Source organism: Streptomyces violaceus (assembly GCF_036014075.1).
In the GTDB taxonomy this organism is placed as follows: Bacteria; Actinomycetota; Actinomycetes; order Streptomycetales; family Streptomycetaceae; genus Streptomyces; species Streptomyces violaceus.
Window position 1 is genome coordinate 2,836,712 of the sequence record NZ_CP107911.1, and the last position, 26,750, is coordinate 2,863,461.

The following is a 26,750-nucleotide window of genomic DNA, read 5'->3' on the forward strand; positions in this document are numbered from 1 at the left end:
CTGCTCAGCTCGCCAGGCGGCGGCTCGCGTCCTCCAGCCGGTCCGCGAGGGAGCCGTTGATGACCTCGTCGCCGACCTGCACCCGGATTCCGCCGAGGACCTCGGGGTCCACGTCCAGGTTGAGGTGCATCTGGCGGCCGTAGACCTTCGCGAGGGCGGCGCCCAGGCGCCGCTTCTGCGGGTCGCTCAGCGGCACCGCCGAGGTGACGATGGCCACCATGCGGTTCCGGCGCTCGGCGGCGAGCTTGGACAGGGACTCCAGTCCCGACTCCAGGCTACGTCCCCGCGGCGCGGTCACAAGGCGGGTCACCAGACGCTCGGTGGCCGACTGCGCCCGGCCGCCGAGCAGGCCGCGCAGCAGCTCGCCCTTGGCCGAGGTGGTGGCCTTCCGGTCGGTCAGCGCGGCACGCAGCTCGGTGCTGCCGGAGACGATCCGGCCGAACCGGAACAGCTCGTCCTCGACGTCGTCGAGCTTGCCGGCCTGCTGCGCGGCGGTGAGGTCGGCGGTGTCGGCCAGTGTCTCCAGCGCGTCCACCAGGTCACGCGACCGCGACCAGCGGGAGCGCACCATACCGGCGACCAGGTCACCGGCCGGGCCGCTGACCTGGGTGCCGAGCAGACGCTGGGCCAGCTCGGCCTTGGCCTCTGCGGCCTGCGCCGGGTCGGTGAGGACCCGACGCAGCGAAACCTCGCGGTGGAGCAGAGCGGTGACGGCGGCCAGCTCGTCGGCGAGCGAGCCCGCGTCGACGGACGTGGAGTCCGTCAGCGCGTCGAGACGCTCTCGTGCGGCTGCCAGGGCCTCGCGGCTCGCTCCGTTCATCGCCCGGCCTCGGCCTTCTCCTCGAGCTCGTCGAGGAACCGGTCGATCACACGGCTCTGGCGGGCGTGGTCCTCGAGGGACTCCCCGACGAGCTTGCCGGCCAGGTCGGTGGCGAGCTTGCCGACGTCCTGACGCAGCGCGGACGCGGCGGCCTTGCGGTCGGCCTCGATCTGGGAGTGGCCGGCGGCGACGATCTCCTCGCGCTGACGCTGGCCTTCGGCCCGCATCTCGGCGATGAGCGTGGCGCCCTGCTCCTGCGCCTCCTGGCGCAGGCGCGCGGCCTCGTGCCGGGCCTCGGCGAGCTGTGCCTTGTACTGCTCAAGGACGCTCTGGGCCTCGACCTTCATGGTCTCGGCCTCTTCGATACCGCCTTCGATCGCCGCGCGGCGCTCCTCCAGAACCTTGTTGATGTTCGGAAGCAGCTTCTTCCAGAAGAAGAAGAACACGATGGCGAAGGCGATGGTGCCGACGAGCAGCTCGGGGCCCGGAGGAATGAGCGGGTTCTGCTCTTCCTCGGCCGCCAGCTGCACCAGGTTGGCGATCACATCAGTGCCTTTCGTCGATGCCTGTCGGTAGGGATTTTTTAGTCAATACCGAAGACGAACGGCATGACGATGCCGATGAGGGCGAGCGCCTCACAGAAGGCGAAGCCCAGGATCTGGTTGGCACGGATCAGGCCGGCGGCCTCGGGCTGGCGGGCGAGGGCCTGGGTGCCGTTGCCGAAGATGATGCCGACGCCGATGCCGGGGCCGATAGCCGAGAGGCCGTAACCGACGGAACCGATGGAACCGGAGACAGCGGCGAGGGTCTCAGTGGCAGCCATGCTGAATCTTCCTTCTCTTAACGGACCGGTGGGGGTTGGCCACCGGACGACCGGGGGTGGGGTGGGGCTCAGTGATGCTCAGCGAGAGCGCCCTGGATGTACGTGGAGGCGAGGAGTACGAAGACGTACGCCTGGACTGCCTGCACGAAAAGCTCGAAGCCGATCATGGCGATGGTCATCACGAACGAGACACCGGCCGCCGGGATCATCCAGCTGTTCAGCAGGTACCAGGATGCGACGGTGAACATGACCAGCATCAGGTGGCCGGCGAACATGTTGGCGAAGAGTCGCACCGCGTGCGTGAACGGCCGGACGAGCAGGTTCGAGAAGAACTCGATGACCATCACGAGCGGCAGCACCGGGCCGAGCGACTTGTCGTAGCCGGTGACGTTCTTGAAGAACCCGACGAAGCCGTGGCGCTTGAAGGTCAGCGAGACCCAGGTCACGTAGACGATCGCGGCCAGGACCGCCGGGAACGCGATGATCGACGACACCGGGAACTGCGCCAGCGGGATCACGGACCAGATGTTCATGATCCAGATGAAGAAGAACAGCGAGACCATCAGGGGGACGTACTTCTCGCCCTCCTTCTTGCCGAGCGTCTCGTAGACGATGCCGCGGCGGACGAAGTCGTAGCCGGCCTCACCGACCATCTGCAGCTTGCCCGGCACCACCTTGGCCTTGCCGAAGGCCGCATAGAAGAAGCCGATGACGAGGACGGTGGTGATGAGGGCAAGCAGCATCACCTTGTTGAACTCGAACCCCCCGACCGTGGCGATCGGCTTGAAGAGGAACGAGTGCAGGCCCGGTGCCGGAAAACCACACCCGTCGGACATGATCCGACAGCTCCAGTCAAAGGCGAGCTGGGTCTGGTCAGCACTCACCGGGGGCTCCTTCGGCGTGACGCATGGGTACGGCAACCTCGTTGTGTCGGCGCGGCGCGCAGCCGCGGATCGGCACTGGACTGGTGTTACGGATGTGAGGGCGGCTTTGGGGCATCGAGCCTCGCGTTCGAGCAGGCGTCAGCTCAGATGCCCGCGCCCGCGATGCCGCAGTTGGCACCGGACGATAGCAGGAGTTCCGACTGCCCTTTATCGCGCCCCTACTCGTCACGACGATGACCCGGTCTTCTCGGGCTTCTCGCTCTTCTCGGAGTCCGGGTCGATGTAGAAGATCTTGGCCTTCATATGCGCACGAGCCTGCGCGGCCATCCACACGACGGTCGCGACGACGAGCCCGATGGCAAACGTCTTCGCGTTGAAGAGAGAGGTGTCCTTGAAGAGGGCCACGAAGATCAGGAGCAGTAGGAGCTGAGTTGTATAAAGCATCAGCCCCATGGCCTGGAACAACTGCGGGAGCGTTTTTGCCGTCCGCTGGAGAACGTACAGACCGATCCCCATGAAGAGGATGGCCAGCAGGGTGCCGACGGCGGCCCCGATTGCTCCCTTGCCTCCGGCCACCACGCCGCTGACGGCGACCGCGACCGCACCGGCAGCCGCTGTGGGCACAGCACACTGCAAGAGGTTCCGGGCGTCATTGGACGGCATGGCGGCAACTCCGCTTTCGCAGGGGGCAGGGGTGTCGTCATGGACGAGCGTAGTCCCGGGCTGAGTGGAGTCCTCACGCCAATGGACCGTCGCACTGCGGTCCTTCGGCTCTATCCGGGGGTTCTCGTGAACCGTATCACAAACTATTTGATGCAGTCTTTACCTGGGGGTGTGCGTGCTGTCACACATGAGAGTGATGCTGCGCGTCTGTGCAAGATCAGCGCCGACTTGTCTGGTATTGGGGCGCTTCGCTCCCCCATCGCAACCCCACGACTTGGCAATGCTCTAGTCAGATTCTTACCTTGTCCCGGCCTTGCGCCGGTCCGCCAGACGCGAACGGGGGCCGATGGCGGTCGCCCCGTTGACACCGGAGACACCGGAGACCCCTGACACGGCCGCCGCGGACGCCGGTGTCGAGGCCTCGGGTGCGAGGGCGGCGACCGAGACGCGGCGCCGGTAGCGCGGCGGCACGAAGCGTTCCATCCAGCGCGGGGCGCGCGGCGTGAAGCGCGGCAGCAGAAGCAGCAGGAGACCGATCGCGCTGAGGAACACGACGCCGAGCACGATCCACATGGACGCCGAGTTGACCGAGTAGGCGAGCGCTCCGAAGGCGATCAGCGCCGACCAGAAGTACATGATCAGCACCGCGCGGCTGTGCGAGTGGCCGATCTCCAGGAGGCGGTGGTGCAGATGGCCGCGGTCGGCGGCGAATGGCGACTGGCCCCGCCAGGTGCGCCGCACGATGGCCAGGATCAGGTCGGCGGCCGGCACCGCGATGATGGTCAGCGGCAGCAGCAGCGGGATGTAGACGGGGACCGTCTGGTGCACGGCCTCCTTCTCGGACCCGACGTACAGGTTGAGCGCGTCCGGGTCGACCTGCCCGGTGACGGAGATCGCGCCGGCCGCCAGGACCAGACCGATGAGCATGGAGCCCGAGTCGCCCATGAAGATCCGCGCCGGATGCATGTTGTGCGGCAGGAAGCCCAGGCACATGCCCATCAGGATCGCCGAGAAGAGGGTGGCGGGGGCGGCGGCCTCGACGCCGTACGAGTACCAGATGCGGTAGGCGTACAGGAAGAACGCCGCGGCCGCGATGCACACCATGCCCGCCGCCAGACCGTCCAGGCCGTCGACGAAGTTGACCGCGTTGATGGTGATGACGACCAGCGCCACCGTCAGCAGCGTGCCCTGCCCCTGGGAGAGCGCGACCGACCCGACGCCCGGGATCGGCAGCCACAGGATCGTCAGACCCTGCACGACCATCACGCCCGCGGCGATCATCTGACCGCCCAGCTTGATCAGGGCGTCGATCTCGAACTTGTCGTCCAGCACCCCGATCAGCCAGATCACCGCCGCCCCGGACAGCAGCGCCCGGGGTTCGTTCGACGCCTCGAAGACCTGGCTGAGGTTGGTCAGGTGGTCGGCGACCAGCAGGCCGGCGCACAGGCCGAAGAACATCGCGATCCCGCCGAGCCGCGGAGTGGGTTCCCGGTGCACGTCACGTGCCCGGATCTCCGGCATCGCTCCGGCCACGATCGCGAATTTCCGTACCGGCCCTGTCAGCAGATACGTCACCGCGGCCGTGATGCAGAGCGTCAGCAGGTATTCACGCACGGGCTTCCCCACAGGTCTCGCTGGCCATCACAGCCCCACACCCTAGCGATGCGCGCATATGGGTGGGGACTTCCGGGTAGCGACGATGGTTGCACGAGTGGCTGTGCACCCTGGTGCGTCTACCCCCACTCAGAGCGGATACGGCGGAAATCCACCGGCCAGCTCCCGCACTTCTTCACGGGCCCTCACGGTCTCGGTCACGCCCCTGAGCACCCCCGCGAGCAGTTTGGCGATCCTCGCCATCTCCGCCTCCCCCATGCCCTGCGTGGTGACCGCGGCCGTGCCCAGCCTGAGGCCCCGGGCGTCGCCGTGAGGAAGCGCACAGCAGTCAAGGACCAGGCCGGCCGCGGCGAGACGGCCGCGGGCGGTGCGTCCGTCGACGCCCAGGGGTGCCGGGTCGGCGGTGATGAGGTGGGTGTCGGTGCCACCGGTGGTGACGACCAGGCCCTCGGCGGCCAGCCGGGCCGCGAGAACCCTCGCATTGGCGACCACCTGATGGGCGTACGCGACGAACGCCGGTGTTGCCGCCTCCCCGAAGGCGACCGCCTTGGCGGCGATGGTGTGCATCTGCGCACCGCCCTGTGTGAAAGGAAACACGGCCCGGTCGACCCGCTCGGCCAGCTCCGCGCGGCACAGGATCATGCCGCCGCGCGGGCCGCGCAGCACCTTGTGGGTGGTCGCGCAGACGATGTCCGCGTACGGCACCGGGTTCGGCGCCGCTCTCCCCGCGACGAGCCCGATGGGGTGCGCGGCGTCCGCGACGAGGTAGGCGCCCACCTCGTCGGCGACCTCGCGGAAGAACGCGTAGTCGATGTGCCGGGGGTAGGCGATCGAACCGCACACGATCGCCTTGGGCCGGCGCGTGCGGGCCAGGGTGCGCACCTGCTCGTGGTCGATGAACCCGGACTCGGCCTCGACGCCGTAGCCGGCGAAGTCGAACCAGCGGCCGGAGAAGTTGGCGGGCGAGCCGTGCGTGAGGTGGCCGCCGTGCGGCAGGCCGAGGGCGAGGACGGTGTCGCCGGGGCGGAGCAGGGCGGCGTAGGCGGCCAGCACCGCCGAAGAGCCCGAGTGCGGCTGGACGTTGGCGTGGTCGGCGCCGAACAGGGCCCTGGCCCGGTCCACGGCGAGGCGCTCGGCGACGTCGACGATCTCGCAGCCGCCGTGGTGCCGTGCCCCCGGGTAGCCCTCGGCGTACTTGTTGGCCAGCGTCGAGCCGAGGGCGGCCAGCACGGCCGGCGACGTGAAGTTCTCGGCGGCGATCAGCTGGAGCGTCGTCGACTGCCGCTCCCGCTCAGCGAGCAGGATGTCGGCGAGCTCGGGGTCCTGGTGGCGCAGGACGTCGGCCTCGATTGCAGGGGTGACCGTCATGATGGGCTCCGGGCGGCGTCGACGGTGACGTACGTCCAATGTAGGCCCGGTGCCCCCGGGGCGCTCGGTCGGTTACGTCTTTGCGGGGACACCCGTCAGGGCCGTGACCACCGGATCGAGTGCCTGGTGTATCTCGTCCCCGATGGACCGGAAGAACGTCAGGGGCGCCCCGTACGGGTCGTACACCTCGTCCGCCTCGGCGTTCGGCGCCAGGAGCCACCCGCGTAGAGCCGCCGCGGCACGCACCAGCGCACGCGCGCGGATGACCACGCCCTCCTCCAGGGGAGGCAGGGTCGCCGGGTCGATGGCCTTCACCAGACGGGTGAACTCCTTGAGCGTGAAGGTCCGCAGGCCCGCCGAGTGCCCCATCGAGATGACCTGTGCCCGGTGGTCCCGGGTGGCGGTCAGCACCAGGTCGGCGCGGATCACGTGCTCGTCGAGGAGTTCACGCCCGGTGAAGCCGGAGGCGTCCGCGCCGAAGTCGGCCAGGACGGTCTCCGCGTGGGACTCCATGGGCGCGCCCTCGTGGCCCCAGGTGCCCGCGCTCTCCACGATCAGCCCGCCGCCCAGGATCCCCAGCCGCTCCCGCACGGCATGGCGGGTCAGCCGCTCGGTGATGGGCGAGCGGCACACATTGCCGGTACTGACGTGGAGGACGCGGAAACTGTCACGCGGAAGCCCCACGAACGTCGTCGTGATCTCCGCCGCGCTTTCCCCGTTGCCTATGCCACGCCCCGCTCCAGGGGCCGTCAATTCGCCACCTCGAGGTCGGGTACGACCTTTCGCAGCTCGTCCGCCGAGATGGCGCCCGCGCGCAGCAGCAGCGGTACCTCACGGGTCACGTCGACGATCGACGACGGCACGTTGCCGGGGGTCGGGCCGCCGTCGAGGTAGACGGAGACGGAGTCGCCGAGCATCTCCTGCGCGGCGTCGCAGTCCTCCGGCGCCGGGTGGCCGGTGAGGTTGGCGGACGACACGGCCATCGGGCCGACCTCGGTGAGCAGCTCGATGGCGACCGGGTGCAGCGGCATGCGCACGGCGACGGTGCCACGGGTGTCCCCGAGGTCCCACTGGAGTGACGGCTGGTGCTTGGCGACGAGGGTCAGCGCGCCCGGCCAGAAGGCGTCGACGAGCTCCCAGGCCAGCTCGGAGAAGTCCGTGACGAGCCCGTGCAGGGTGTTCGGGGAGCCGATGAGGACGGGGGTGGGCATGTTGCGGCCCCGGCCCTTCGCGTCCAGCAGGTCGGCGACGGCCTCCGAGGAGAACGCGTCGGCGCCGATGCCGTACACCGTGTCCGTCGGCAGCACCACGAGCTCGCCACGGCGGACGGCGGACGCTGCCTCACGCAGACCGGTCACGCGGTCGGTCGCGTCGTTGGTGTCGTATCGCCGTGCCATCTTTAGCTGGCCTCCTCGTACACGTGCTGCGGGGATGAAGACTGCGAAGACTGCGGGGAGATCGGGGTGCTCACGGCAGCGCCTTGCGGGCCGTGGCGAAACGCGGGCGCTTGTTGAGGTCCGGATGGTCGGCCGCGTCGGCCCAGCCCCGCTCCTCGGTGAAGATCCACGGCACCTGACCACCCTGGGTGTCGGCGTGTTCCACGACCACGACACCGCCGGGGCGCAGCAGCCGGTGCGCGGTGCGCTCCAGGCCGCGGATGAGGTCGAGGCCGTCCTCGCCGGAGAAGAGGGCCAGGTCGGGGTCGTAGTCCCGCGCCTCCGGGGCGACGTACTCCCACTCGGTGAGCGGGATGTACGGCGGGTTGGTGATGACCAGGTCGACCTGGGCGTCCAGGTCCGGGAAGGCCGTCAGGGCGTCTCCCTGGCGCAACTCGACCCTGGACCCCTCCACGTTCTTGCGGGTCCACCTGAGGGCGTCCTCGGACAGCTCCACGGCGTACACGCGCGAGCGCGGCACCTCCTGGGCGAGGGCGAGCGCGATGGCGCCGGAGCCGGTGCACAGGTCGACGATGCACGGCTCGACGACGTCCATGGCCCGTACGGCGTCTATGGCCCAGCCGACCACGGACTCGGTCTCGGGGCGCGGCACGAACACTCCGGGGCCGACCTGGAGTTCCAGGTACCGGAAGTAGGCCCGCCCGGTGATGTGCTGGAGCGGCTCGCGGGCCTCCCGGCGGGCGATGACCTCCCAGTAACGGGCGTCGAAGTCGGAGTCCTTGACGGAGTGCAGCTCGCCGCGCTTGACGCCGTGCACGAACGCGGCGAGTTCCTCCGCGTCGGTACGCGGCGAGGGCACGCCGGCGTCGGCGAGCCGCTGGGTGGCCTGGGCCACCTCCGCGAGCAGCAGGTTCACGCAAGTCCTCCGGTACTCGTACTCCTACGTGTCTTACGCGGCCGCCAGCTTGGCCGCCGAGTCCGCGTCGACACAGGCCTGGATCAACGCGGTGAGGTCGCCGTCCAGGACCTGGTCCAGGTTGTACGCCTTGAAGCCGACGCGGTGGTCCGAGATGCGGTTCTCCGGGAAGTTGTACGTGCGGATCTTCTCGGAGCGGTCGACGGTGCGGACCTGGCTGCGGCGGGCGTCGGCGGCCTCCCTCTCCGCCTCCTCCTGCGCCGCGGCAAGCAGCCTCGAGCGCAGGATACGCAGTGCCTGCTCCTTGTTCTGCAGCTGGCTCTTCTCGTTCTGGCAGGAGGCGACGACTCCGGTGGGAATGTGCGTGATGCGCACGGCGGAGTCGGTGGTGTTGACGGACTGTCCGCCCGGTCCCGAGGAGCGGTAGACGTCGATCCGGAGGTCGTTGGGGTTGATCTCCACGTCGACCTCCTCGGCCTCCGGCGTGACCAGCACACCGGCCGCGGAGGTGTGGATACGGCCCTGGGACTCCGTCGCCGGCACCCGCTGCACGCGGTGCACGCCGCCCTCGTACTTCAGGCGGGCCCACACGCCCTGTCCGGGCTCCGTCGCACCCTGGCCGCCCTTGGTCTTCACGGCGACCTGGACGTCCTTGTAACCGCCCAGCTCGGACTCGGTGGCGTCGATGATCTCGGTCTTCCAGCCGACCCGCTCGGCGTAGCGCAGGTACATGCGCAGCAGGTCGCCGGCGAACAGCGCCGACTCGTCGCCGCCCGCACCGGCCTTGATCTCGAGGATGACGTCCTTGTCGTCACTGGGGTCGCGCGGGACGAGGAGGAGGCGCAGCTTCTCCGTCAGCTCCTCGCGCTGCTGCTCCAGGACCTTGACCTCGGCCGCGAAGTCGGGGTCGTCGGCGCCCAGTTCGCGGGCGGTCTCGATGTCGTCGCCCGTCTGCGTCCAGGAGCGGTACGTGGCGATGATCGGGGTGAGCTCGGCGTAACGCTTGTTCAGCTTGCGCGCGTTGGCCTGGTCGGAGTGGACCGACGGGTCGGCGAGCTTCTTCTCCAGGTCGGCGTGCTCGGCGACGAGTTCCTCGACGGCCTCGAACATCTTGGGCTCCTGTGTACGGACGGGGGGTGAAGGGGCGGGCGACCAAAAACGCCGGTCCCGGAGCGCCCGGTGAGGGGGCGCGTCCGCGGACCGGCGAAGTGGGGCTCGCTACTTCTTGGAGCCGGCGGCCTTGCCGAAGCGGGCCTCGAAGCGGGCCACACGGCCACCGGTGTCGAGGATCTTCTGCTTGCCCGTGTAGAACGGGTGGCACTCGGAGCAGACGTCGGCACGGATGCTGCCGGACGCGATGGTGCTGCGAGTCGTGAACGACGCGCCGCAGGTGCAGCTGACCTGCGTCTCGACGTACTCGGGGTGGATGTCGCGCTTCAAGGTGTCTCCTAGGTTTCGGGAGGGCGCCGGGTCGCTGCCGCGGGGTGCGGGAGCGTGAACCGGAGCCGACGTACCAGTCTGCCAGGACTGGGGCCATCCCCCAAAACCGGGGGTTGCTGTCGTTTGTTCCCTGCGGGCCGTCGTGGGCTGTTCGCGCCCACGCGGCGGAGCCGCATATCGATACAGCCCGCGCCCCTTACGGGGCGCTGACCACGCCCTTGGCCTCGCCGGCTGCCGAGCCTTCCGTCGCTGACTTCGGGATCGGCTTGTCGTGTTGCAGGGCCTTCCAGATCTGGTCGGCCTTCTTCTCCTGGAGGAGGACGCGGTTGGGGTCGGCGGGATCGTAGGCGACCGGCATCGTGACCATGTTCATGTTCGACGGGGTGATGCCCTTGAGGCCGTTCGTGAAGGAGACGAGTTTGTCGACCGAGCCGAGGTCGGAGTCGGCCGTCACCGTCTTGGTCGCGGTCTCCGCGAGGTCGTAGAGCTTCTTCGGGTTGGAGAAGACGCCGACGTCCTTGACCTGGTTGAGCAGGGCCTTGATGAAGGCCTGCTGGAGCTGGATGCGGCCGAGGTCGGAGCCGTCGCCCACGCCGTGCCGGGTGCGGACCAGGCCGAGGGCCTGCTCACCGTCGAGTCTGTGGGTTCCGGCCTTCAGCTTCAGGTGGCTGTCGGGGTCGTCGATGCGCTCGGTCGTGGTGACCTCGACGCCGCCGAGGTCGTCGATGAGCCTCTGGAAGCCGGCGAAGTCGACCTCCAGGTAGTGGTCCATGCGCAGGTCGGTGATCGACTCGACGGTCTTCACGGCGCAGGCGGCCCCGCCCGTGGAGTACGCGGAGTTGAACATCACGCTGTTCGCGGCGGGGTACTGCTTGCCCTTGGTGTCCGTGCAGGAGGGCCGGTCGATGAGGGTGTCACGCGGGATGGAGACCACGCTGGCCTTCTTGTGGCCCTTGTAGACGTGCACGATCATCGCCGTGTCGGAGCGGGCACTGCCGTCGTCGGTGCCGCCGCCGAGCTTCTTGTTGCCGCCGGCGCGGGTGTCGGAGCCGAGGACGAGGATGTTCTCGGAGCCGTTGTCGGCCTTCTTGGGCCGGTCGGTGCCGAGGGCCTGGTCGATGTCGACGCTCTTGAGGTTGCCGTTGAGCTTGAAGTACACGTACCCCGCCCCGGTGCCGCCCAGGACGACGATGCCCGCGGCGGTCCAGGCCGTGACCATCAGGCCCTTGTGGCGCTTGCGGGGCTTGCGGCGTCGGCCCGTGGCGCGGTGGCGCGATCCGGTGGTGCCGGTCTCGCCCGGTATGCCCGGACCCGGCGTGCTCTCGGCAGCCATGTGCTCCTCAGCTCGTCTTCGGTCGATTACCCCCTGCGGTCGGTGCCAGGCGTACTCGGTCGGGGGACCACCCCCTGGCACCATCGTCGCTCCGCCTGGTCAGACGGGGAAACTCGGGAAAGGGTTGCACAACGGACTGTGCCCACCGCGTACGGCGGTGGGCACAGTGCGTGTTCGTGACAGCGAGGTATATCCCGCTCACCTGCGGTTTCAGCCGAAGATGTCGTACTGCTTGAAATCGGTACCTACGGACTTCCTTGTGGCAAAGATCTCGCTGGTCGCCTTGCCGGTGCCCGGGTACAGGTAGAGCGTGCCGCCGGGGGTGCGGGCCAGGAAGTCGGCCTTGCCGTCGCCGGTGATGTCGCCGGTCGCGTCGAAGGCGTTGTAGCCGCTCCAGGTGCGCACCTTGACCCGTGCCGAGAAGGCGCCCGAGCCGGCCTTGCCGGTGCCCTTGTAGAGGTAGATGTGGCTGCCCGTCTTGCTGCGGGCGATCAGGTCGGTCTTGCCGTCCCCGGTGAAGTCGCCGTGGCCCCGCACGGAGTTGTACTGGTTCCAGCCGGAGCCGACCTTCACGCGCGGCGCGAAGGTGCCGCTGCCCTTGCCCGGGTAGATCCACATCACGCCCGCCGAGTCGACCGAGAGCAGGTCGGGCAGGTAGTCGCCGGTGACGTCACCGGGGGTGATGATGCGGGTGCGGGTCTTCCAGTTGTCGGCGATCTGCTTGGTGGACCAGGTGCCGGTGGAGATCACGTAGTGGGTCCAGAAGACGTCGCCGTCGCTGCTGCGCCGGTAGACCAGGTCCTGGTAGCCGTCCCGGTCGAAGTCCGTCTGGAGGACGGTGTTGAAGCCGTTCCAGTTGCCCCAGGACTCGCGGGCGGCGAAGGACGTGCCCTTGGAGTCCTTGGAGTAGCCCGTCTTGGTGGAGGCGTTGCGCACCCACAGGTCGGCCTTGTGGTCGCCGCTGATGTTGGTGTCGTCGAGGCGCGGGTAGGCGGCGCCGACGTAGGAGCTGACCTTGCTGAAGACGCTGTAGGCGCCCTTGGCGACGCAGTCGGTCACGCCCCAGGACACGACACCGACGATCCGGTTGTTGACGACCAGGGGGCCGCCGGAGTCGCCGTTGCAGGCGGAGGTGGTGCCGGAGTCGCTGCCGGTGGCGGGCTTGCCCGCGCAGACCATGTGGCCCTTGACGAAGTCCGTGCCGTAGGCGCCCGCACAGGTGGTGTCGGACTGGACGGGCAGTGTGGCCGTCTTCAGCGTTTCGGAGATGGCGTCGCTGGTGGAGCTGGTGCGGCCCCAGCCGTAGACCTTGGCGCTGGTGCCGGCCTTGTACGAGGTCGTGTCGCCGGACGTCGTCATCCGGATCGGCGTGGCCTTGACCGGCACGGGCAGGGTGAGCACCGCTATGTCGTTGTCGATGGTCGTCGCGTTGTACGACGGGTGGTTCCACTGCCGCCAGACGCCGGTGACGGTGCCGCCGTGCAGGTCGGTGCCGTCGGCCGAGGGCAGCTGGGCGGTGCCGGTGACGACGGCGCCGTTGGCGTTCCAGTCGTAGCCCTTGGCGCAGTGCGCGGCGGTGAGGATCTTCGTCGGCGCGACGACGGCGCCGCCGCAGAAGAAGCCGATGTCGTCGCTCGTGCTCGAGGTGCCCCGGTCGTCGAAGTAGTGGAGCTGCGCCATCCACGGGGCCGAGGTGATGGTCGTCTGGCTGCCGCCGATGACCTTCGGGTCGATGCTGCCCTCGTTCGTGCTCGCGCTCAGCGACGCCTTGCTCGTCCTGCCCGCGGTGTCGTCGCCGGCCAGGGCGCCCGCGACGCGCTTCTCCAGCTCGGCGGGCGACGGCGAGCTGGTGGCGGGCTTGACCGTCGGCTGCGGCAGCGGGGTGGCCGCGTCGGCGGATGTCGTCAGCAGGGCGGCGGCCACGGCAGCCGCGACACCGGCCGCGGCGACGGGCAGTGCGATGCGTATCCGGCGTCTGTGCCGTCCGCCCCCAGGCATGGATGTACCCACGTATGTCCCCCCTCGGGATCACATGTTCGAAGAGCGTGATCCTACCTGCACACCAACACCACAAAGGGCCGCCCCCGTTCACGGGAGCGGCCCTTTGCCCAGTGCTTACCTCAGTCGCCGTTGCCCGGCATCGGGGTCGTCTTCTGGATCTGCATCAGGAACTCGGCGTTCGACTTCGTCTGCTTCATCTTGTCCAGGAGCAGCTCGATCGCCTGCTGCTGGTCGAGCGCGTGCAGCACACGGCGCAGCTTCCAGGTGATGGCGAGCTCGTCGCTGCCGAGCAGGATCTCTTCCTTACGGGTACCGGACGCGTCCACGTCCACCGCCGGGAAGATGCGCTTGTCGGCGAGCTTCCGGTCGAGCTTGAGCTCCGCGTTGCCGGTGCCCTTGAACTCCTCGAAGATCACCTCGTCCATGCGCGAGCCGGTGTCGACGAGCGCGGTGGCCAGGATGGTGAGCGAGCCGCCGTCCTCGATGTTGCGCGCGGCACCGAAGAAGCGCTTCGGCGGGTACAGCGCGGTCGAGTCGACACCACCGGACAGGATGCGGCCGGAGGCGGGCGCGGCGAGGTTGTAGGCACGGCCCAGACGCGTGATGGAGTCCAGCAGGACGACCACGTCGTGCCCGAGCTCGACCAGCCGCTTGGCGCGCTCGATGGCGAGCTCGGCGACCGTCGTGTGGTCCTCGGCCGGGCGGTCGAAGGTCGAGGAGATGACCTCGCCCTTGACCGACCGCTGCATGTCGGTGACCTCTTCCGGACGCTCGTCGACCAGGACGACCATCAGGTGGCACTCGGGGTTGTTGTGCGTGATCGCGTTGGCGATCGCCTGCATGATCATGGTTTTGCCGGTCTTCGGCGGGGCCACGATCAGACCACGCTGGCCCTTGCCGATGGGCGAGACCAGGTCGATGATGCGGGTGGTCAGGACGCCCGGGTCGGTCTCCAGGCGGAGCCGGTCCTGCGGGTACAGCGGCGTCAGCTTGTTGAACTCCGGCCGCCCACGCCCGGATTCGGGCGCCATGCCGTTGACGGAGTCCAGGCGCACCAGCGCGTTGAACTTCTCGCGCCGCTCGCCTTCCTTCGGCTGACGCACGGCACCGGTGATGTGGTCACCCTTGCGCAGGCCGTTCTTACGGACCTGGGCGAGGGAGACGTACACGTCGTTCGGGCCGGGCAGGTAGCCGGACGTGCGGATGAAGGCGTAGTTGTCGAGGATGTCCAGGATGCCCGCGACGGGGATCAGGACGTCGTCCTCGGTGATCTGCGGCTCCTGCACGTCGTCGCGGCCACGACGGCCACGACGGTCGCGGTAACGCCCGCGACGGCCACGGCGGCCGCCCTCGAAATCGTCGTCATCCTGCTGCTGGCCACGGTCCTGACGACCGCCGCCGCCCTGCTGCTGGTTCTGCTGCTGGCCGCGCTGGCCGCCCTGCTGGTCGTCGCCCTTGTTGCCCCGGCCGCCACGGTCACGGTCCCGGTCCCGGTCCCGGCCGCGGTCACGGCGGTCGCGGCGGCGGCCCTCGCCGCCGTCACCGGAGTCGGACTTGGCGTCGTTCTGGGACTGCTGCTGCGACTGCTGCGCCGGCGCATCGGCCTTGGTGTCGTTCTTCGCCTCGGCCGCGACCGTCTCGGGGGCGGAGGCCGGGGCTCCGGCGTCGGCGGTGGCACGGCGACGACGACGCTCCGAGGGCGCGTCGTCTCCCCCACGCTCGGCTTCTCCCCCACGCTCGGCTGCGCTCGCGCGGGAGGTACCCCCATCGCGGGAGGGGCCCCCAGCGGGCTGACCGGGAATCTCGATCTGCTGCTGCGCCACGGCCTTGTCGGCCTTCTCGGCGGGGGCCTCGGAGGCCTGCTTCGCGTCCGCCTTCTTCTCCGCCTTCTCGGCGTTGTCCCCCGTACGGGTCCGGGAGGTGGCGCGGCGCTTCGGCTTGGTCTCGGCGGGGGCGTCGGCCTTCGCGGCCGGAGCGGCGCCGCCGGACGCCTGCGCCTCCTTGATGACCTCGATCAGCTGGCTCTTGCGCATACGCGCGGTGCCCCTGATGCCGAGGCCGGATGCGACCTGCTGCAGCTCGGCCAGCACCATGCCCTCGAGGCCGGTACCGCGGCGCCGCCGGGAGCCGGCACCGCTGGCAGGCGCGGAGGCGTCCGTGGCGGGCGCGGCAGCGGTCTCCTCGACACGTGCGCCCATCAGATCGGTGGTGTCGCTCACGAAGGGTCCTTCCCTGGAGCGGACGTCGGCCTGTCTGGCTCGGCGACCGGTTGTGCTGTCCGACTTCGGTCCGTGTGGTGTGAACCGTGCCGGGGCGGTGGTCCGCCTAAGCGGCGGAGGAATCTGGTGATGGCGCTTCCTTAAGCCGTGGCACCCAGTGTCAGTGTCACGCGGCGTGGTCGCACCGGTTCCGGAGCGTGCCCTGCGCCCCGCTCAGTGTCCGCGTACGGCGTACGGTCCGACGTACGGAACACAGTGCGGCTTGGGGGGCTCCCGGAAGAATGTCTGTCCCGGACGGGGACACGAGGCACCTCGCCATGGTGGGGTCGGGTGCAGACTTGAGGTTAACACTACCGGATCCAACAAACATTCCCCCTCTCCAAATCCGGCAACCGAGTGCTTCAGAAGTCACCGGGGGCCGCGAGCGGAAGAACACTCGCCCCCTGCGGATCGAGGCTCAGCCGGTTCGCGGCCCAGTCCGCGCCCGCCAGGGCCTCGACCTTGTCGGCGGTGCCCGCGTCGGTCAGCGCCATGACCGTCGGTCCCGCGCCGGAGATGACCGCGGGGACACCCTCGGCCCGCAGCCGCTCCACCAGCGCCGCGCTCTCGGGCATGGCGGGCGCGCGGTACTCCTGGTGGAGGCGGTCCTCGGTGGCGGGCAGCAGCAGCTCGGGGCGCCGCGTCAGGGCCTCGACGAGCAGGGCGGCCCGGCCCGCGTTGACGGCGGCGTCGACGTGCGGAACGGAGCGCGGGAGCAGGCCGCGCGCCGTCTCCGTCAGAACTGGCTTTCCGGGCACGAAAACCACCGGAACGATGGAATCGGCGGGCTCCATCCTGATCGCGCGGGCCGCGCCGCCCTCCATCCAGGACAGGGTGAAGCCGCCCAGCAGACACGCCGCGACGTTGTCGGGGTGGCCCTCGATCTCGGTGGCGAGCTCGAGCAGCGCGGTGTCGTCGAGCTTGGCGTCGGCGCCTATGGTCACGGCGCGGGCGGCGACGATCCCGGCGCAGATGGCGGCCGAGGAGGAGCCCAGGCCCCGGCCGTGCGGAATGCGGTTGGCGCAGACGATCTCCAGACCGCGCGGCTGTCCGCCGAGCAGGTCGAAGGCCGTGCGCAGGGAACGGACGAGGAGGTGCTTCTCGTCGCGCGGCAGCGTCTCGCTGCCCTCACCCGCGATGTCGATGTGCAGCCCGGAGTCGGCCACCCGGACGACGACGTCGTCGTACAAGCCCAGCGCGAGGCCGAGGGCGTCGAAGCCCGGGCCGAGGTTGGCGCTGGTGGCGGGGACGCGCACCCGGACGGCGGCGGCGCGGAACGCTGGACCGGCCATCGCTCGATGACTCTCCTTGAGCTGCGGAATTGTCGAATGACGTTCGATGGACATTCGATGCGTACGAGAACCCTGGGGGCCGCTGCCGACCGGGGTGGCCGGCCGCTGTCCCGGCCGCGGAGACGGCGCGGCACCGTGCTCCATGCGGAGGCATATGCGGCGGGCGGGTTCAGTACAGCCTATCGAAAGAAGGTTCTGTGGCGACATAGGGCGCACAGGAGGCGCACGATGCGTGTCGTATGAGCCCTGTGCACCCCCTGCGGGGAACTTCCCCGGGCAAGCGCCGTCTTACGCCGGACCGTGCCGAGCCCCACACCGGCGCTCGGCACGTCCGCGCACGTCAGGCGAGTCCGAGGCGCTCCGCCGCGGCCGCCGAGTCGACGGGGACGGTGACCGGCTGCGGGGCGCCGGCGACGGCCCAGTCGGGGTCCTTCAGCCCGTTGCCGGTGACGGTGCACACGATCCGCTGCCCCGGGTCGACCTTGCCCTGCTCGGCGGCCTTCAGCAGACCGGCGACGGACGCGGCGGACGCGGGCTCGACGAAGACACCCTCCTGCGAGGCCAACAGCCGGTAGGCGCGCAGGATCTCACGGTCCGTCACCTCGTCGATGAAGCCGCCGGACTCGTCCCGCGCGGCGATCGCGTGGTTCCACGACGCCGGGTTGCCGATACGGATGGCGGTGGCGACGGTCGACGGGTCCTTGACGATCTCGCCGCGCACGATCGGGGCGCTGCCGGAGGCCTGGAAGCCCCACATCCGGGGGGTCCGGGCGGCGACGCCGTCGGCGGCGTACTCCTTGTAGCCCTTCCAATAGGCCGTGATGTTGCCCGCGTTGCCCACCGGCAGGACGTGGATGTCCGGCGCGTCGCCGAGCATGTCCACGATCTCGAAGGCCGCCGTCTTCTGGCCCTCGATACGTACCGGGTTGACCGAATTGACCAGCGCGACGGGGTAGTTGTCGCTCAGGCCGCGCGCGAGGGTGAGGCAGTCGTCGAAGTTGCCGTCGACCTGGAGGATCTTCGCTCCGTGCACGAGGGCCTGGCCCATCTTGCCGAGCGCGATCTTGCCCTGCGGCACGAGCACGGCGCAGACCATCCCGGCCCGCACGGCGTACGCGGCGGCGGAGGCCGACGTATTGCCGGTGGAGGCGCAGATGACGGCCTTCGCCCCCTCCTCCTTGGCCCGGGTTATGGCCATGGTCATGCCGCGGTCCTTGAAGGACCCGGTGGGGTTCGCGCCCTCCACCTTCAGGTGGACCTCGCAGCCCGTGCGCTCGGAGAGCACCTGCGCGGGCACGAGCGGCGTGCCGCCCTCACGGAGCGTCACGACCGGCGTGGTGTCGGATACCGGCAGCCGGTCCCGGTACTCCTCGATGATTCCGCGCCACTGGTGGGTCATTGCTGGTTACTCTCCTTCAACCCGCATGATGCTGGCGACACCACGCACGGTGTCGAGCTTGCGCAACGCCTCGACGGTCCCGGTGAGGGCGGCGTCGGACGCACGGTGGGTGACGACGACGAGGGACGCCTCGCCGTCCTTCCCCTGCTGGCGAACCGTATCGATCGAGACTCCGTGCTCGGCGAACACGGTCGCGACCTGGGCGAGAACACCCGGTTTGTCGGCCACGTCGAGGCTGATGTGATAGCGCGTGACCACGTCGCCCATGGGCGACACCGGCAGGGCGGCGTAGGCGGACTCTCCCGGTCCGGTCGCGCCGTTGAGCCGGTTACGGCAGACGGCGACGAGATCGCCGAGCACGGCGGAGGCGGTCGGGGAACCGCCCGCTCCGGGCCCGTAGAACATGAGCTGCCCGGCGGCGTCGGACTCGACGAACACGGCGTTGTAGGCGCCGCGGACGGAGGCCAGCGGGTGGCTCAGCGGGATCATGGCGGGGTGCACGCGCGCGGTGACGGACGCCCCGTCCGCGGCCCGCTCGCAGATGGCGAGCAGCTTGATGGTGCAGCCCATCTCCCTGGCGGAGGCGAAGTCGGCGGCGGTGACCTCGGTCATGCCCTCGCGGTAGACGTCGTCGAGGCGCACACGCGTGTGGAAGGAGATGCCGGCGAGGATGGCGGCCTTGGCTGCGGCGTCGAAGCCCTCGACGTCGGCGGTGGGGTCGGCCTCGGCGTATCCCAGGGCGGTGGCCTCGTCGAGGGCCTCCTGGTAGCCGGCCCCGGTCGAGTCCATCTTGTCGAGGATGAAGTTGGTCGTGCCGTTGACGATGCCCATCACCCGGTTGATCTTGTCGCCGGCGAGGGACTCGCGCAGCGGCCGGAGCAGCGGGATGGCACCGGCGACGGCGGCCTCGTAGTAGAGGTCCTTGTCGTGCTGCCCGGCGACGGCGTGCAGGGCGGCCCCGTCCTGGGCGAGCAGCGCCTTGTTGGCGGAGACGACGGAGGCGCCGTGCTCGAAGGCGGTGGTGATGAGGGTCCGGGCGGGCTCGATCCCGCCGATCACCTCCACCACGACATCAATGTCGCCGCGCTTGACGAGGGCGGTGGCGTCGGTCGTGACGAGGTCCTGGTCGATGCCTTCCCTGACCCGGTCGGGCCGCCGTACGGCCACGCCCGCGAGCTCCACGGGGGCACCGATCCGGGCTGTGAGGTCGTCGGCGTGCGTCGTCATGATGCGCGCCACCTCTGAGCCGACCACTCCACAGCCCAGCAGCGCCACCTTCAGCGGACGCGTACGCATCATCCGACCTCGTTTCCTCATACCGTCTACGGTTTCACCAGTCTCACTCACCGGACGGGACTTTCTGCCCTTCGTCCGGATCGTGAGATATCTATTTCATTTGTACGGGGGTGGAAGACAGGAGATCTTCCACCCCTCCGTCGGTCCCGGCTCAGCCGACGTCGAGACGCAGCAGGTCCTCCTCGGTCTCCCGGCGGACGATCACCCGGGCCTCGCCGTCGTGCACGGCGACGACCGGCGGCCGCAGCATGTGGTTGTAGTTGCTGGCCATGGACCGGCAGTAGGCGCCCGTCGCCGGTACGGCGATGAGGTCACCCGGTGCCAGGTCGGCCGGCAGGAACGCGTCCCTGACCACGATGTCCCCGCTCTCGCAGTGCTTGCCGACGACGCGGGCGAGCATCGGCTCGGCGTCGGAGGTGCGGGAGACGAGCGCGACGCTGTACTCGGCGTCGTACAGCGCGGTGCGGATGTTGTCCGACATGCCGCCGTCGACGGAGACGTACGTCCGCAGCCCGTCCAGGGGCTTGATGGTGCCGACCTCGTAGAGCGTGAAGGCGGTCGGGCCGACGATGGCGCGCCCCGGCTCGACGGAGATACGCGGCACACGGAGGCGGGCGGCCTCGCACTCCCTCGTGACGATCTCGGTGAGCGCCTTGGCGATCTCGTGCGGCTCGCGCGGGTCGTCGTCACTGGTGTACGCGATACCGAGCCCGCCGCCGAGGTCGATCTCCGGCAGCTCGACGCCGTGCTCGTCGCGGATGTCCTTGAGCAGCGAGACGACCCGGTGGGCGGCGACCTCGAACCCGGACATGTCGAAGATCTGAGAGCCGATGTGGCTGTGGATGCCGACGAGTTCGAGCCCGTCGAGCTGCAGGGCACGGCGTACGGCCTCGGCGGCGTGCCCGCCGGACAGCGGGATGCCGAACTTCTGGTCCTCGTGGGCCGTGGCGATGAACTCGTGGGTGTGGGCCTCGACGCCGACCGTGATCCGGATCAGGACCTTCTGCCGCTTCCCGAGGCTCTGCGCGATGTGGGCGACACGGGCGATCTCCTGGAAGGAGTCGAGCACGATGTGGCCCACGCCGGTCTCTACGGCCCTGGTGATCTCATCGACGGACTTGTTGTTGCCGTGGAAGGCGATGCGGTCGGCGGGCATGCCGGCGGAGAGGGCGGTGGTCAGCTCGCCACCGGAGCAGACGTCGACGTTCAGCCCCTCCTCGTGCAGCCAGCGCACGACGGCACGGGAGAGAAACGCCTTGCCCGCGTAGAAGACGTCGGCGTCGGTCCCGAAGGCGGTGCGCCACGCACGCGCGCGGGCCCGGAAGTCGGCCTCGTCGAGGACGTAGGCGGGGGTGCCGAACTCCTCGGCGAGCTCCGTGACGGCGATACCGCCGACGGTGACGACACCGTCCTCGCCCCGCGTGACGGTCTCGGCCCACACCTTGGGGTCCAGGGCGTTGAGGTCGGCGGGCGGGGCGGAGTAGTGGCCCTCCGGGAGGACATCGGCGTGCCGGGGCCCGGCGGGGTGTGCGGAACGGCTCATGTTCGTGTCTTTCAGAGGTGATCGGATGCTTCGATGCCAAGCAGGGAGAGGCCGCCGGCCAGCACCGTCCCGGCGGCTTCGGCGAGCGCGAGCCGGGCACGGTGGGCGGCCGAGGGTTTCTCCTCGCCGAGGGGCAGCACGTCGGAGAGCAGCGGCAGCGTGGCGTCGGCGACGGTGACGAGGTGCCGGGCCAGGCGGTCGGGGGTGTGGCCGGTGGCGGCGGCCGCGAGGATGCGGGGGTGGTCGCCGAGTACGGCGACCAGCGCTTCCGCACCGCTGACGGGGCCGGGCTCGGGCCGGAAGCCGAGGTCGTCGGCGTTGCGCAGCAGGGCCCGGGTGCGGGCGTGGGCGTACCGGACGCGGAAGAGGGGGTTGGTCTCCCGCTGGACCAGATGATCGCCGGTGATCCTGGGCCGGTCGTGCGCGGCGGGGTACAGCAGGGCCCAGCGGGCTGCGTCCCGGCCGAGAGGGAGGGGGTCTGCCGGGGCGGGAACGGGACGGACGGTGACGGGACTGTCGAGGCGAAGCCGGGCTCCCCTGGTGGTGACGTCCACGCCGAGGACCGACTGCCACTCCGGGTCGGGCGTGCCCTCGCACTCGATACGGACGGAGGCGCCCTGGCTGCGCAGCAGGCAGGCGAGGGTGTCCGTGACGACGACGGCACGGACCTCCGCCCGGCACCGGAGCCGGACGATGTCCCCGCTGAACCCCTCGGCGTGGCCGTACCGCCGCCCGCGCCGCAGGATCTCGTCGACGAGCGCGACGGACGCTGCGCTTTCCAGGCTGAGGTTGAGGAACCCGGCCCCGGTGACGACGACGTCGGTGATGCGGTGGTCGTCGAGGAGACGCACCCGCAGGACCTCGGCCACCCGCCGGGGCGGCTGCTGTGCCGCACGGGCCAGCTGGAGGGCGACGTTGGTGGCGTAGTCACCGCAGCCCCCGGGTCCCGGCGGCGTGACCACGACCCGCTCCGGAACAGCCACGCTGAGCTCACCCTCGTCGACGGCGCGACGCACGGCGTGCAGCACGGTGTGGGAGAGCTCGACGGGGGTCACGGGCACCAGCGTATGGGAGGAGGGGGGTGGGTATGCGAGCCGGTTTAGGGAGGGTCCGGGATGTGGACGCGGCTTGCCTCAGGAGGCCGAGCGGCTGCCCACCTACGGTACGGCCGGCTGATCGACCGGCTGCGCCTGGGCACCATCGCCCCCGACGTCGGGGCCACCACCGCTTCGCCCTTCCCGACGCCGCGCCCGCTCCATCAACTGCCGCACCATCACGACCAGTTCGGCGGGCTCGAAGGGTTTGGCGAGGAAGGCGTCGACGCCGACGTCAAGCCCGGCCTCGACCTCGTGCTGGGTGCAGGCACTGATGATGGCGAGGGGCAGGTCACGGGTCAGCGGATCGGTCCGCAGCCGAGCGGCGGTCCTGAGCCCGTCCAGCCGGGGCATGACGACGTCGAGGGTCACGACATCGGGCCGCACCCGATGAACGACATCGAGACACTCGGCACCATCGGCCGCGGTCACGACCTCCAGCCCCTCCAGCTCGAGGTTGACCCTGATCAACTGCCGGATGACCTTGTTGTCGTCCACAACAAGCACCCGGCCCGACGCCCCTGGCACAACTCGAGAGTAGGTCGGCCCCGGCCGCCGCGTCCGGGTTTTCCCCACTTCCACCCCGCACGGGCGACCCACACACCCGCCCTCGACAGCGGAAACCCGTTGATGACCACCCTGAGGGAGCTGGTAGTGTTCTACCCGTCGCCGCGAGCAATCGCGACGGACACGCCCCCGTAGCTCAGGGGATAGAGCAACGGCCTCCGGAGCCGTGTGCGCAGGTTCGAATCCTGCCGGGGGCACCGCAGATCAGGTGCCTAAAAGGCCCTCTGATCAGGCAATACGCCAGATCGGAGGGCCTGCTGTTATATGCAGCCATCTGCCACCGAAGGCAGCCCTAGGGCGGGCGCTGCGGGACATACGCGGGATCGGACATCGATAGACGAACCGACCGATCTCGCACATAAGAAGCACCCCGAGGCGGGCACCTCGGGGTGTTCGGTGTGATCATCGTCACGCGTATTCGAGCAGCAGATCTTCGATCCGCTTGTTGGCCACAACATGACGACCGTGGAGGCATTTCGCATAGCGCGCCAAGAGCACCTCCACTGTGTTGCCTGCACGCTCAGCAACTTCCGTGGGGTCGACCCCCGCATTGAGCCACGTCGAGAGCGCCGAGTGGCGTAGATCGTACGGGCGGTCGGCCAACGGACTATTGGCAAGCTCCGGCGGCAGCCCGAACTCCCGTGCCTCTCCCCACACGCGCGAGTAGGTCGAGGAACCAACCAGTCCGCCGCGCTCATTGAAGAAGAGTCTGCCGTCGTCCGCCGTGCCAAACGTGTCGATGCCGTCTCGCCAGATGGCCACGAGGATCGGCGGTAGTGGCGTCGGCCGCACTTCCTCGGGATCACGATTCTTCAGCCCGCGATCGTCGTGCACCTCGCCGGTCTTGGTCCACTTCTTGCCCGCTGTCGGCCGGGTTCGGTGGAGATTCGCCAGCCCCCAGCCCTCCTCAGGGAGGTAGCAGTCCTGGATCGCGACTCCGACGGTTTCCGCCGGACGCATCCCGGCGTAGTACATGCCGGCGAACATGCCCACCAGCCGCCTGCCCCTGGCGCGGTGGTAACCGCCCACGTACGAGACGGAGCCGATCAGGTTGCTGGCCTGCTTCGGGTTGGCCACGACGCGAGGGTCGACAGGGACGATCCTGGACGGCTTCTGCACGGACACCGAATTGACGGGGTTCTCCTCCAACTCACCCAGTTCCGTGGCGTAGTTCAGCGCGTTCACGAGAACCTTGCGCTTGCGCTTGAAGGTCTCACTTGATGCCGCTTCGCCGTCAAGTTTCAGTTTGAGCGCTTCCAGCACTTCCCGCATAACCGCAGGCTTGGCCAGATCAGCCAACGGCGGGGAGCTCCTCGCCATCCAGTCGATCACGACTCTCGCCTCTGGGGGGATTTCGCGATCATCCGGGCCAGGAAGAACAAACGCCCAGTCCCGCAGCGCCCGTTGCATTGCCTCATTCGACGGAGTTCCGGGACGCTTGGGCGCGAGCGCCTTAGTGACCCCAGTCAGGGCCTCATTGATCTCATCTCGATAGTTCGGCGCGGCATGGGGCCACTTCATCTTCAGGTACTTCAAAGCGAAGGCGTACCAAGGTGTCCACGGTCTGCCATATCGAGTCATCCGCATTTCCCGCGAAGGGAGCCATTCCCCACAGCTCGGCGATCTCTGCACGGTCGACGAGCTCGTCCACTGCGTTGAGAATCGCGGCGGAGACCGTGAGGCCGGCGCGGACCATCGCCACATCCGGGCGTGGGATCTCCCAATCGGCTTCGAGGAGACGCCGGGGATCCCAAGTGGAGAACCCCCAGCTCTTGCAGAGTCCCGCGTCGCGCATCTCCAGGAGCACGGCGCACGCGCTGACGAAGCCCTCGACCGAGGACTCGGGGTTGTGCAGGAGCACAGTGTCCGGTGCGCGGCCGAGTTCCCTCGCCGACTGCTCGACCGCAGCGCGAAGCCGCGCCGGGTCGAGATCGTGGCCGTCGGGGAAGTAGCCGACCTTCGTGGAGATGGTGAAGGCAGGGAGCAGGTCGCCAGCGATCGCCGCGAGGGTCCGGTGGGAGGCAAAGTGGTGGTAGTTGAACGCCGTGTCGAGGTCCGTGACACCCAGTTCCAGTGCGCTCTCTAGCAGGTGACGGGTGTGACCAGTCCGGTATAGGCCGAGAGCGAGTCGGCGGTCAGCGGTGCGCACAGCCCCTCCTGAATCAGGTGGTCGGCGAGCGTGGTGAGGTCTTGGTCGTCGTCGGTGAGGCACACCGGGTGCCCGGACAGGAGGCTGCGGAGTCCGGGTTCGGCGCCTCCGTGGAAGGTGAGGCGCTTGCCGCCGCCGACCACTTGGACCGTGTCGCCGCAGGGCGTGATGACCGGTTCGAACTCGGTGACGGCGGCGACGTGTTCGAGCGGACCGAACACGGGGATGTGGGGCATGTGCCGAGCAGGCGGGGTGTTCGCCCTCAGTTCGGCGAGGTATCGCTTGGGGTCGTACTCGTGAGCGAGATCGGTCAGCTTTGCCGCGAGCACATCGCCGGCGGCGGTGCCGTCGCTGCGCTCCAAGTCTGTACGGAAGTCCACGTCCGCGCGTGCGGCGTCGGACAGGAAGTTGGCCCAGGTCACGCCAGTGCGTTTGGTGAGGCCGAAGGTCACGTGGAGGGAGTGGCCGTCGTCGCCGAAGCCAATCCTCGTTGCGGTGTGCCAGAAGCCGCGGGGTATGTGCATGACGTCGCCGGCCCGCATGGTGCCCTTCCAGAGCACTTCCTCCGACGGGGTGAGGTTGCGTTCGGCGTCCCGGTACATGGGCGCGGGTCGGGAGGGGCCTCGGACCTCCCAGGACTTCTCGCCGGAGAGCTGGACGGCGATCACGTCGTGGTCGTCCCAGTGCAGGTTGAAGCCGTCCGTGTCGCCGACGGCCAGGTAGGCGTTGGCGGAGGTGAGCTCGCCGGACCACCAGCCCAGGGCGCGGCAGGCGACTTCCAGCGTCGGGTCGAAGAAGTCGACGTGGTCCAGGACCACGGTTCCGCCGCCGTTGAGGATCCGGCCGAGTGCCGCCATGTCGGCCTGGCTGACGGCCTGCCTGCGCCGGTTGAGATTGGTCGACAGGAACAGTGAGGGGTGTACCTCGTCTCCCTCGGCGTAGCAGCGCAGCTGGGGGTTGGCGAGGTGGCGGTGCCGGATCGTCTCCAGCAACCGGTTCGGCGTCATCAGCCGGGTGATCAGGTCTGGGTCGTCGAGGTGCCCGCGAGCGAACGCGATGCCCACGGGCCCCGGCCCGCCCCAGCCAAGCGCCTTCTCGATACCTGTGACGAGCCGGTGCTCCATGGTTCCTCCTACTCCTTGGGCAGATTCAGGTCGCGGTTGTCGCCGTCATCGCCCGCGCTGTTCTGCGAGCTGGTGATGTCGGACCGCTCCGCCTCGCTGCGGTCGTGCGCCACGGCGAGCTGCTCGACGGCGACCAGCAAGCCGACGCTGGTCCCGCCGCCCTCCTTCTTGGCCTTCGTGCTCTTCGCGGTCGTGGTCACCCGGCACTCCTTTCTTCGGGACCTCTCGGCAAGCGAGTGGCCTGGGGGATCCTGCGGCTGCGGGGTGCAGCCTCTGAGCGGTGGTGCAATCTGGCGCGATGGGCGCCAGAAACCGCCCCCGTGTCCAAGCGCATCGAGTGGTACCTAGGGGCGGTGCCACGTCGGCGGCGCAGTGCGCCTCTGCCGTGCGGCGGCAGCCGGCTGGCGTTGGAACTCCGTTGGAACGACAGCCAGTTGCTTGTGAGTTGCTGGCCTCTCGGTGTAACCCTGCTTCCGGTGGGAGAACTTCGCACATCACGGTGGTGATATCTCTCCCGTGATCTGGGACAAGGGCCGTCTGTCCTGCCGACAGCGCCCCAGGACTCCTTGGCGCGTCGGCATCACGACGCGGAGACACAGGGCCTGGACGGGGCGACAGGGAGCACCGCCACGTTCTGGCCCTCAGATGCTTTGGACATCCCCGAGTTCGGGCGACTGGTGAGAGATCCACGCCGTCCTGGATCACCGACGGGTTGGTGCCGTCTCCGCGAGCCATATTTCCCCGGTGATATGCGCGTTCGTCAGCAGAC

The 26,750-nt window shown here is 69.3% G+C and carries 24 protein-coding genes, 1 tRNA gene and 1 pseudogene; 1 reads left to right on the forward strand and 25 read right to left on the reverse strand.

Annotated features, from left to right (window positions below; genetic code table 11):
• Positions 1–4 precede the first annotated feature (4 nt).
• The 21 genes from OG542_RS12535 to OG542_RS12635 all read right to left on the reverse strand — a co-directional run bounded on the left by OG542_RS12535 (position 5) and on the right by OG542_RS12635 (position 22,717).
• Positions 5–820, reverse strand: coding sequence for a F0F1 ATP synthase subunit delta (locus tag OG542_RS12535; RefSeq protein WP_328410686.1), 816 nt, complete (start codon positions 818–820; stop codon positions 5–7).
• On the reverse strand, positions 817–1,365 hold the full coding sequence (locus tag OG542_RS12540; protein WP_261680572.1) for a F0F1 ATP synthase subunit B: 549 nt from the start codon (positions 1,363–1,365) through the stop codon (positions 817–819). Before OG542_RS12540 ends, OG542_RS12535 begins: the two co-directional genes overlap by 4 nt.
• A 38-nt stretch (positions 1,366–1,403) precedes the next feature.
• Positions 1,404–1,643 (reverse strand): ATP synthase subunit c family protein, encoded by a 240-nt coding sequence (locus OG542_RS12545; RefSeq protein WP_030246434.1) that lies wholly within the window; start codon positions 1,641–1,643, stop codon positions 1,404–1,406.
• A gap of 68 nt (positions 1,644–1,711) precedes the next feature.
• Positions 1,712–2,479, reverse strand: coding sequence for a F0F1 ATP synthase subunit A (gene atpB, locus OG542_RS12550; protein ID WP_184591837.1), 768 nt, complete (start codon positions 2,477–2,479; stop codon positions 1,712–1,714).
• A gap of 273 nt (positions 2,480–2,752) precedes the next feature.
• A complete protein-coding gene (locus OG542_RS12555) occupies positions 2,753–3,190 on the reverse strand; it encodes a hypothetical protein (RefSeq protein ID WP_328410688.1) in 438 nt (145 codons plus the stop codon).
• A 297-nt stretch (positions 3,191–3,487) separates the two neighbouring features.
• Positions 3,488–4,804: an MraY family glycosyltransferase gene (locus tag OG542_RS12560; protein ID WP_328410689.1), complete on the reverse strand. Its 1,317-nt coding sequence runs from the start codon at positions 4,802–4,804 to the stop codon at positions 3,488–3,490.
• Between the two features lie 129 nt (positions 4,805–4,933).
• On the reverse strand, positions 4,934–6,172 hold the full coding sequence (locus OG542_RS12565) for a serine hydroxymethyltransferase (protein ID WP_311127760.1): 1,239 nt from the start codon (positions 6,170–6,172) through the stop codon (positions 4,934–4,936).
• A 72-nt stretch (positions 6,173–6,244) separates the two neighbouring features.
• Entirely contained in the window at positions 6,245–6,925 is a 681-nt protein-coding gene (locus tag OG542_RS12570) for an arsenate reductase/protein-tyrosine-phosphatase family protein (protein ID WP_261680567.1), read from the reverse strand.
• A complete protein-coding gene (locus OG542_RS12575; protein WP_193480933.1) occupies positions 6,922–7,569 on the reverse strand; it encodes an L-threonylcarbamoyladenylate synthase in 648 nt (215 codons plus the stop codon). Before OG542_RS12575 ends, OG542_RS12570 begins: the two co-directional genes overlap by 4 nt.
• Positions 7,570–7,639: 70 nt before the next feature.
• Positions 7,640–8,485 (reverse strand): peptide chain release factor N(5)-glutamine methyltransferase, encoded by an 846-nt coding sequence (gene prmC, locus OG542_RS12580; protein ID WP_328410692.1) that lies wholly within the window; start codon positions 8,483–8,485, stop codon positions 7,640–7,642.
• Between the two features lie 33 nt (positions 8,486–8,518).
• Positions 8,519–9,595, reverse strand: a complete 1,077-nt coding sequence (gene prfA, locus OG542_RS12585; protein WP_193480935.1) for a peptide chain release factor 1 — start codon at positions 9,593–9,595, stop codon at positions 8,519–8,521.
• A gap of 108 nt (positions 9,596–9,703) precedes the next feature.
• The gene (rpmE, locus tag OG542_RS12590; RefSeq protein ID WP_311127756.1) at positions 9,704–9,925 is read right to left on the reverse strand and encodes a 50S ribosomal protein L31; all 222 of its coding nucleotides are present in this window, start codon (positions 9,923–9,925) and stop codon (positions 9,704–9,706) included.
• A 196-nt stretch (positions 9,926–10,121) separates the two neighbouring features.
• Positions 10,122–11,258: an LCP family protein gene (locus tag OG542_RS12595; RefSeq protein WP_328410694.1), complete on the reverse strand. Its 1,137-nt coding sequence runs from the start codon at positions 11,256–11,258 to the stop codon at positions 10,122–10,124.
• Between the two features lie 210 nt (positions 11,259–11,468).
• Positions 11,469–13,256: a trypsin-like serine protease gene (locus OG542_RS12600; RefSeq protein ID WP_328417881.1), complete on the reverse strand. Its 1,788-nt coding sequence runs from the start codon at positions 13,254–13,256 to the stop codon at positions 11,469–11,471.
• Positions 13,257–13,378: 122 nt separating this feature from the next.
• Positions 13,379–15,478, reverse strand: coding sequence for a transcription termination factor Rho (gene rho / locus OG542_RS12605; protein WP_328410696.1), 2,100 nt, complete (start codon positions 15,476–15,478; stop codon positions 13,379–13,381).
• Positions 15,479–15,879: 401 nt separating this feature from the next.
• Positions 15,880–16,809 carry a homoserine kinase gene (gene thrB / locus OG542_RS12610; protein ID WP_193480938.1) on the reverse strand — a complete coding sequence of 310 codons (930 nt, stop codon included), beginning with the start codon at positions 16,807–16,809 and terminating at the stop codon, positions 15,880–15,882.
• A 340-nt stretch (positions 16,810–17,149) separates the two neighbouring features.
• The gene (thrC, locus tag OG542_RS12615) at positions 17,150–18,208 is read right to left on the reverse strand and encodes a threonine synthase (RefSeq protein ID WP_184590466.1); all 1,059 of its coding nucleotides are present in this window, start codon (positions 18,206–18,208) and stop codon (positions 17,150–17,152) included.
• 6 nt (positions 18,209–18,214) lie between these two features.
• Positions 18,215–19,507, reverse strand: a complete 1,293-nt coding sequence (locus OG542_RS12620; RefSeq protein ID WP_328410700.1) for a homoserine dehydrogenase — start codon at positions 19,505–19,507, stop codon at positions 18,215–18,217.
• Between the two features lie 148 nt (positions 19,508–19,655).
• Positions 19,656–21,047 carry a diaminopimelate decarboxylase gene (gene lysA / locus OG542_RS12625; protein ID WP_184590468.1) on the reverse strand — a complete coding sequence of 464 codons (1,392 nt, stop codon included), beginning with the start codon at positions 21,045–21,047 and terminating at the stop codon, positions 19,656–19,658.
• Between the two features lie 11 nt (positions 21,048–21,058).
• Positions 21,059–22,102 carry an ArgS-related anticodon-binding protein NrtL gene (gene nrtL / locus OG542_RS12630; RefSeq protein WP_328410702.1) on the reverse strand — a complete coding sequence of 348 codons (1,044 nt, stop codon included), beginning with the start codon at positions 22,100–22,102 and terminating at the stop codon, positions 21,059–21,061.
• 102 nt (positions 22,103–22,204) lie between these two features.
• Positions 22,205–22,717, reverse strand: a complete 513-nt coding sequence (locus OG542_RS12635) for a response regulator (protein ID WP_328417883.1) — start codon at positions 22,715–22,717, stop codon at positions 22,205–22,207.
• Positions 22,718–22,833: 116 nt separating this feature from the next.
• Here OG542_RS12635 and OG542_RS12640 point away from each other — a divergent pair.
• A tRNA-Arg gene (locus OG542_RS12640) sits at positions 22,834–22,905 on the forward strand.
• A 211-nt stretch (positions 22,906–23,116) separates the two neighbouring features.
• Here OG542_RS12640 and OG542_RS12645 read toward each other — a convergent pair.
• The 4 genes and pseudogenes from OG542_RS12645 to OG542_RS12660 form a co-directional block, all read right to left on the reverse strand.
• A pseudogene (locus OG542_RS12645) lies at positions 23,117–24,259 on the reverse strand (tyrosine-type recombinase/integrase); the annotation flags it as partial.
• On the reverse strand, positions 24,192–24,857 hold the full coding sequence (locus OG542_RS12650) for an aldo/keto reductase (RefSeq protein WP_328410704.1): 666 nt from the start codon (positions 24,855–24,857) through the stop codon (positions 24,192–24,194). The gene OG542_RS12650 and the pseudogene OG542_RS12645, both read right to left, overlap by 68 nt.
• The gene (locus tag OG542_RS12655) at positions 24,791–25,981 is read right to left on the reverse strand and encodes a JmjC domain-containing protein (protein WP_328410706.1); all 1,191 of its coding nucleotides are present in this window, start codon (positions 25,979–25,981) and stop codon (positions 24,791–24,793) included. The genes OG542_RS12650 and OG542_RS12655 overlap by 67 nt, the downstream gene beginning before the upstream one ends.
• Positions 25,982–25,989: 8 nt before the next feature.
• Entirely contained in the window at positions 25,990–26,181 is a 192-nt protein-coding gene (locus OG542_RS12660; protein ID WP_328410708.1) for a hypothetical protein, read from the reverse strand.
• Positions 26,182–26,750 lie beyond the last annotated feature (569 nt).

What these genes read in the sequence shown, in the direction of transcription:
- lysA (WP_184590468.1), bottom strand. Translation starts at nt 21,047, where the DNA reads ATGAGCCGTTCCGCACACCCCGCCGGGCCCCGGCACGCCGATGTCCTC.
- thrB (WP_193480938.1), bottom strand. Translation starts at nt 16,809, where the DNA reads ATGGCCGGTCCAGCGTTCCGCGCCGCCGCCGTCCGGGTGCGCGTCCCC.
- OG542_RS12595 (WP_328410694.1), bottom strand. Translation starts at nt 11,258, where the DNA reads ATGGCTGCCGAGAGCACGCCGGGTCCGGGCATACCGGGCGAGACCGGC.
- OG542_RS12600 (WP_328417881.1), bottom strand. Translation starts at nt 13,256, where the DNA reads ATGCCTGGGGGCGGACGGCACAGACGCCGGATACGCATCGCACTGCCC.
- prfA (WP_193480935.1), bottom strand. Translation starts at nt 9,595, where the DNA reads ATGTTCGAGGCCGTCGAGGAACTCGTCGCCGAGCACGCCGACCTGGAG.
- OG542_RS12555 (WP_328410688.1), bottom strand. Translation starts at nt 3,190, where the DNA reads ATGCCGTCCAATGACGCCCGGAACCTCTTGCAGTGTGCTGTGCCCACA.
- thrC (WP_184590466.1), bottom strand. Translation starts at nt 18,208, where the DNA reads ATGACCCACCAGTGGCGCGGAATCATCGAGGAGTACCGGGACCGGCTG.
- OG542_RS12575 (WP_193480933.1), bottom strand. Translation starts at nt 7,569, where the DNA reads ATGGCACGGCGATACGACACCAACGACGCGACCGACCGCGTGACCGGT.
- OG542_RS12655 (WP_328410706.1), bottom strand. Translation starts at nt 25,981, where the DNA reads ATGGAGCACCGGCTCGTCACAGGTATCGAGAAGGCGCTTGGCTGGGGC.
- OG542_RS12565 (WP_311127760.1), bottom strand. Translation starts at nt 6,172, where the DNA reads ATGACGGTCACCCCTGCAATCGAGGCCGACGTCCTGCGCCACCAGGAC.
- OG542_RS12535 (WP_328410686.1), bottom strand. Translation starts at nt 820, where the DNA reads ATGAACGGAGCGAGCCGCGAGGCCCTGGCAGCCGCACGAGAGCGTCTC.
- OG542_RS12620 (WP_328410700.1), bottom strand. Translation starts at nt 19,507, where the DNA reads ATGATGCGTACGCGTCCGCTGAAGGTGGCGCTGCTGGGCTGTGGAGTG.
- OG542_RS12545 (WP_030246434.1), bottom strand. Translation starts at nt 1,643, where the DNA reads ATGGCTGCCACTGAGACCCTCGCCGCTGTCTCCGGTTCCATCGGTTCC.
- atpB (WP_184591837.1), bottom strand. Translation starts at nt 2,479, where the DNA reads ATGTCCGACGGGTGTGGTTTTCCGGCACCGGGCCTGCACTCGTTCCTC.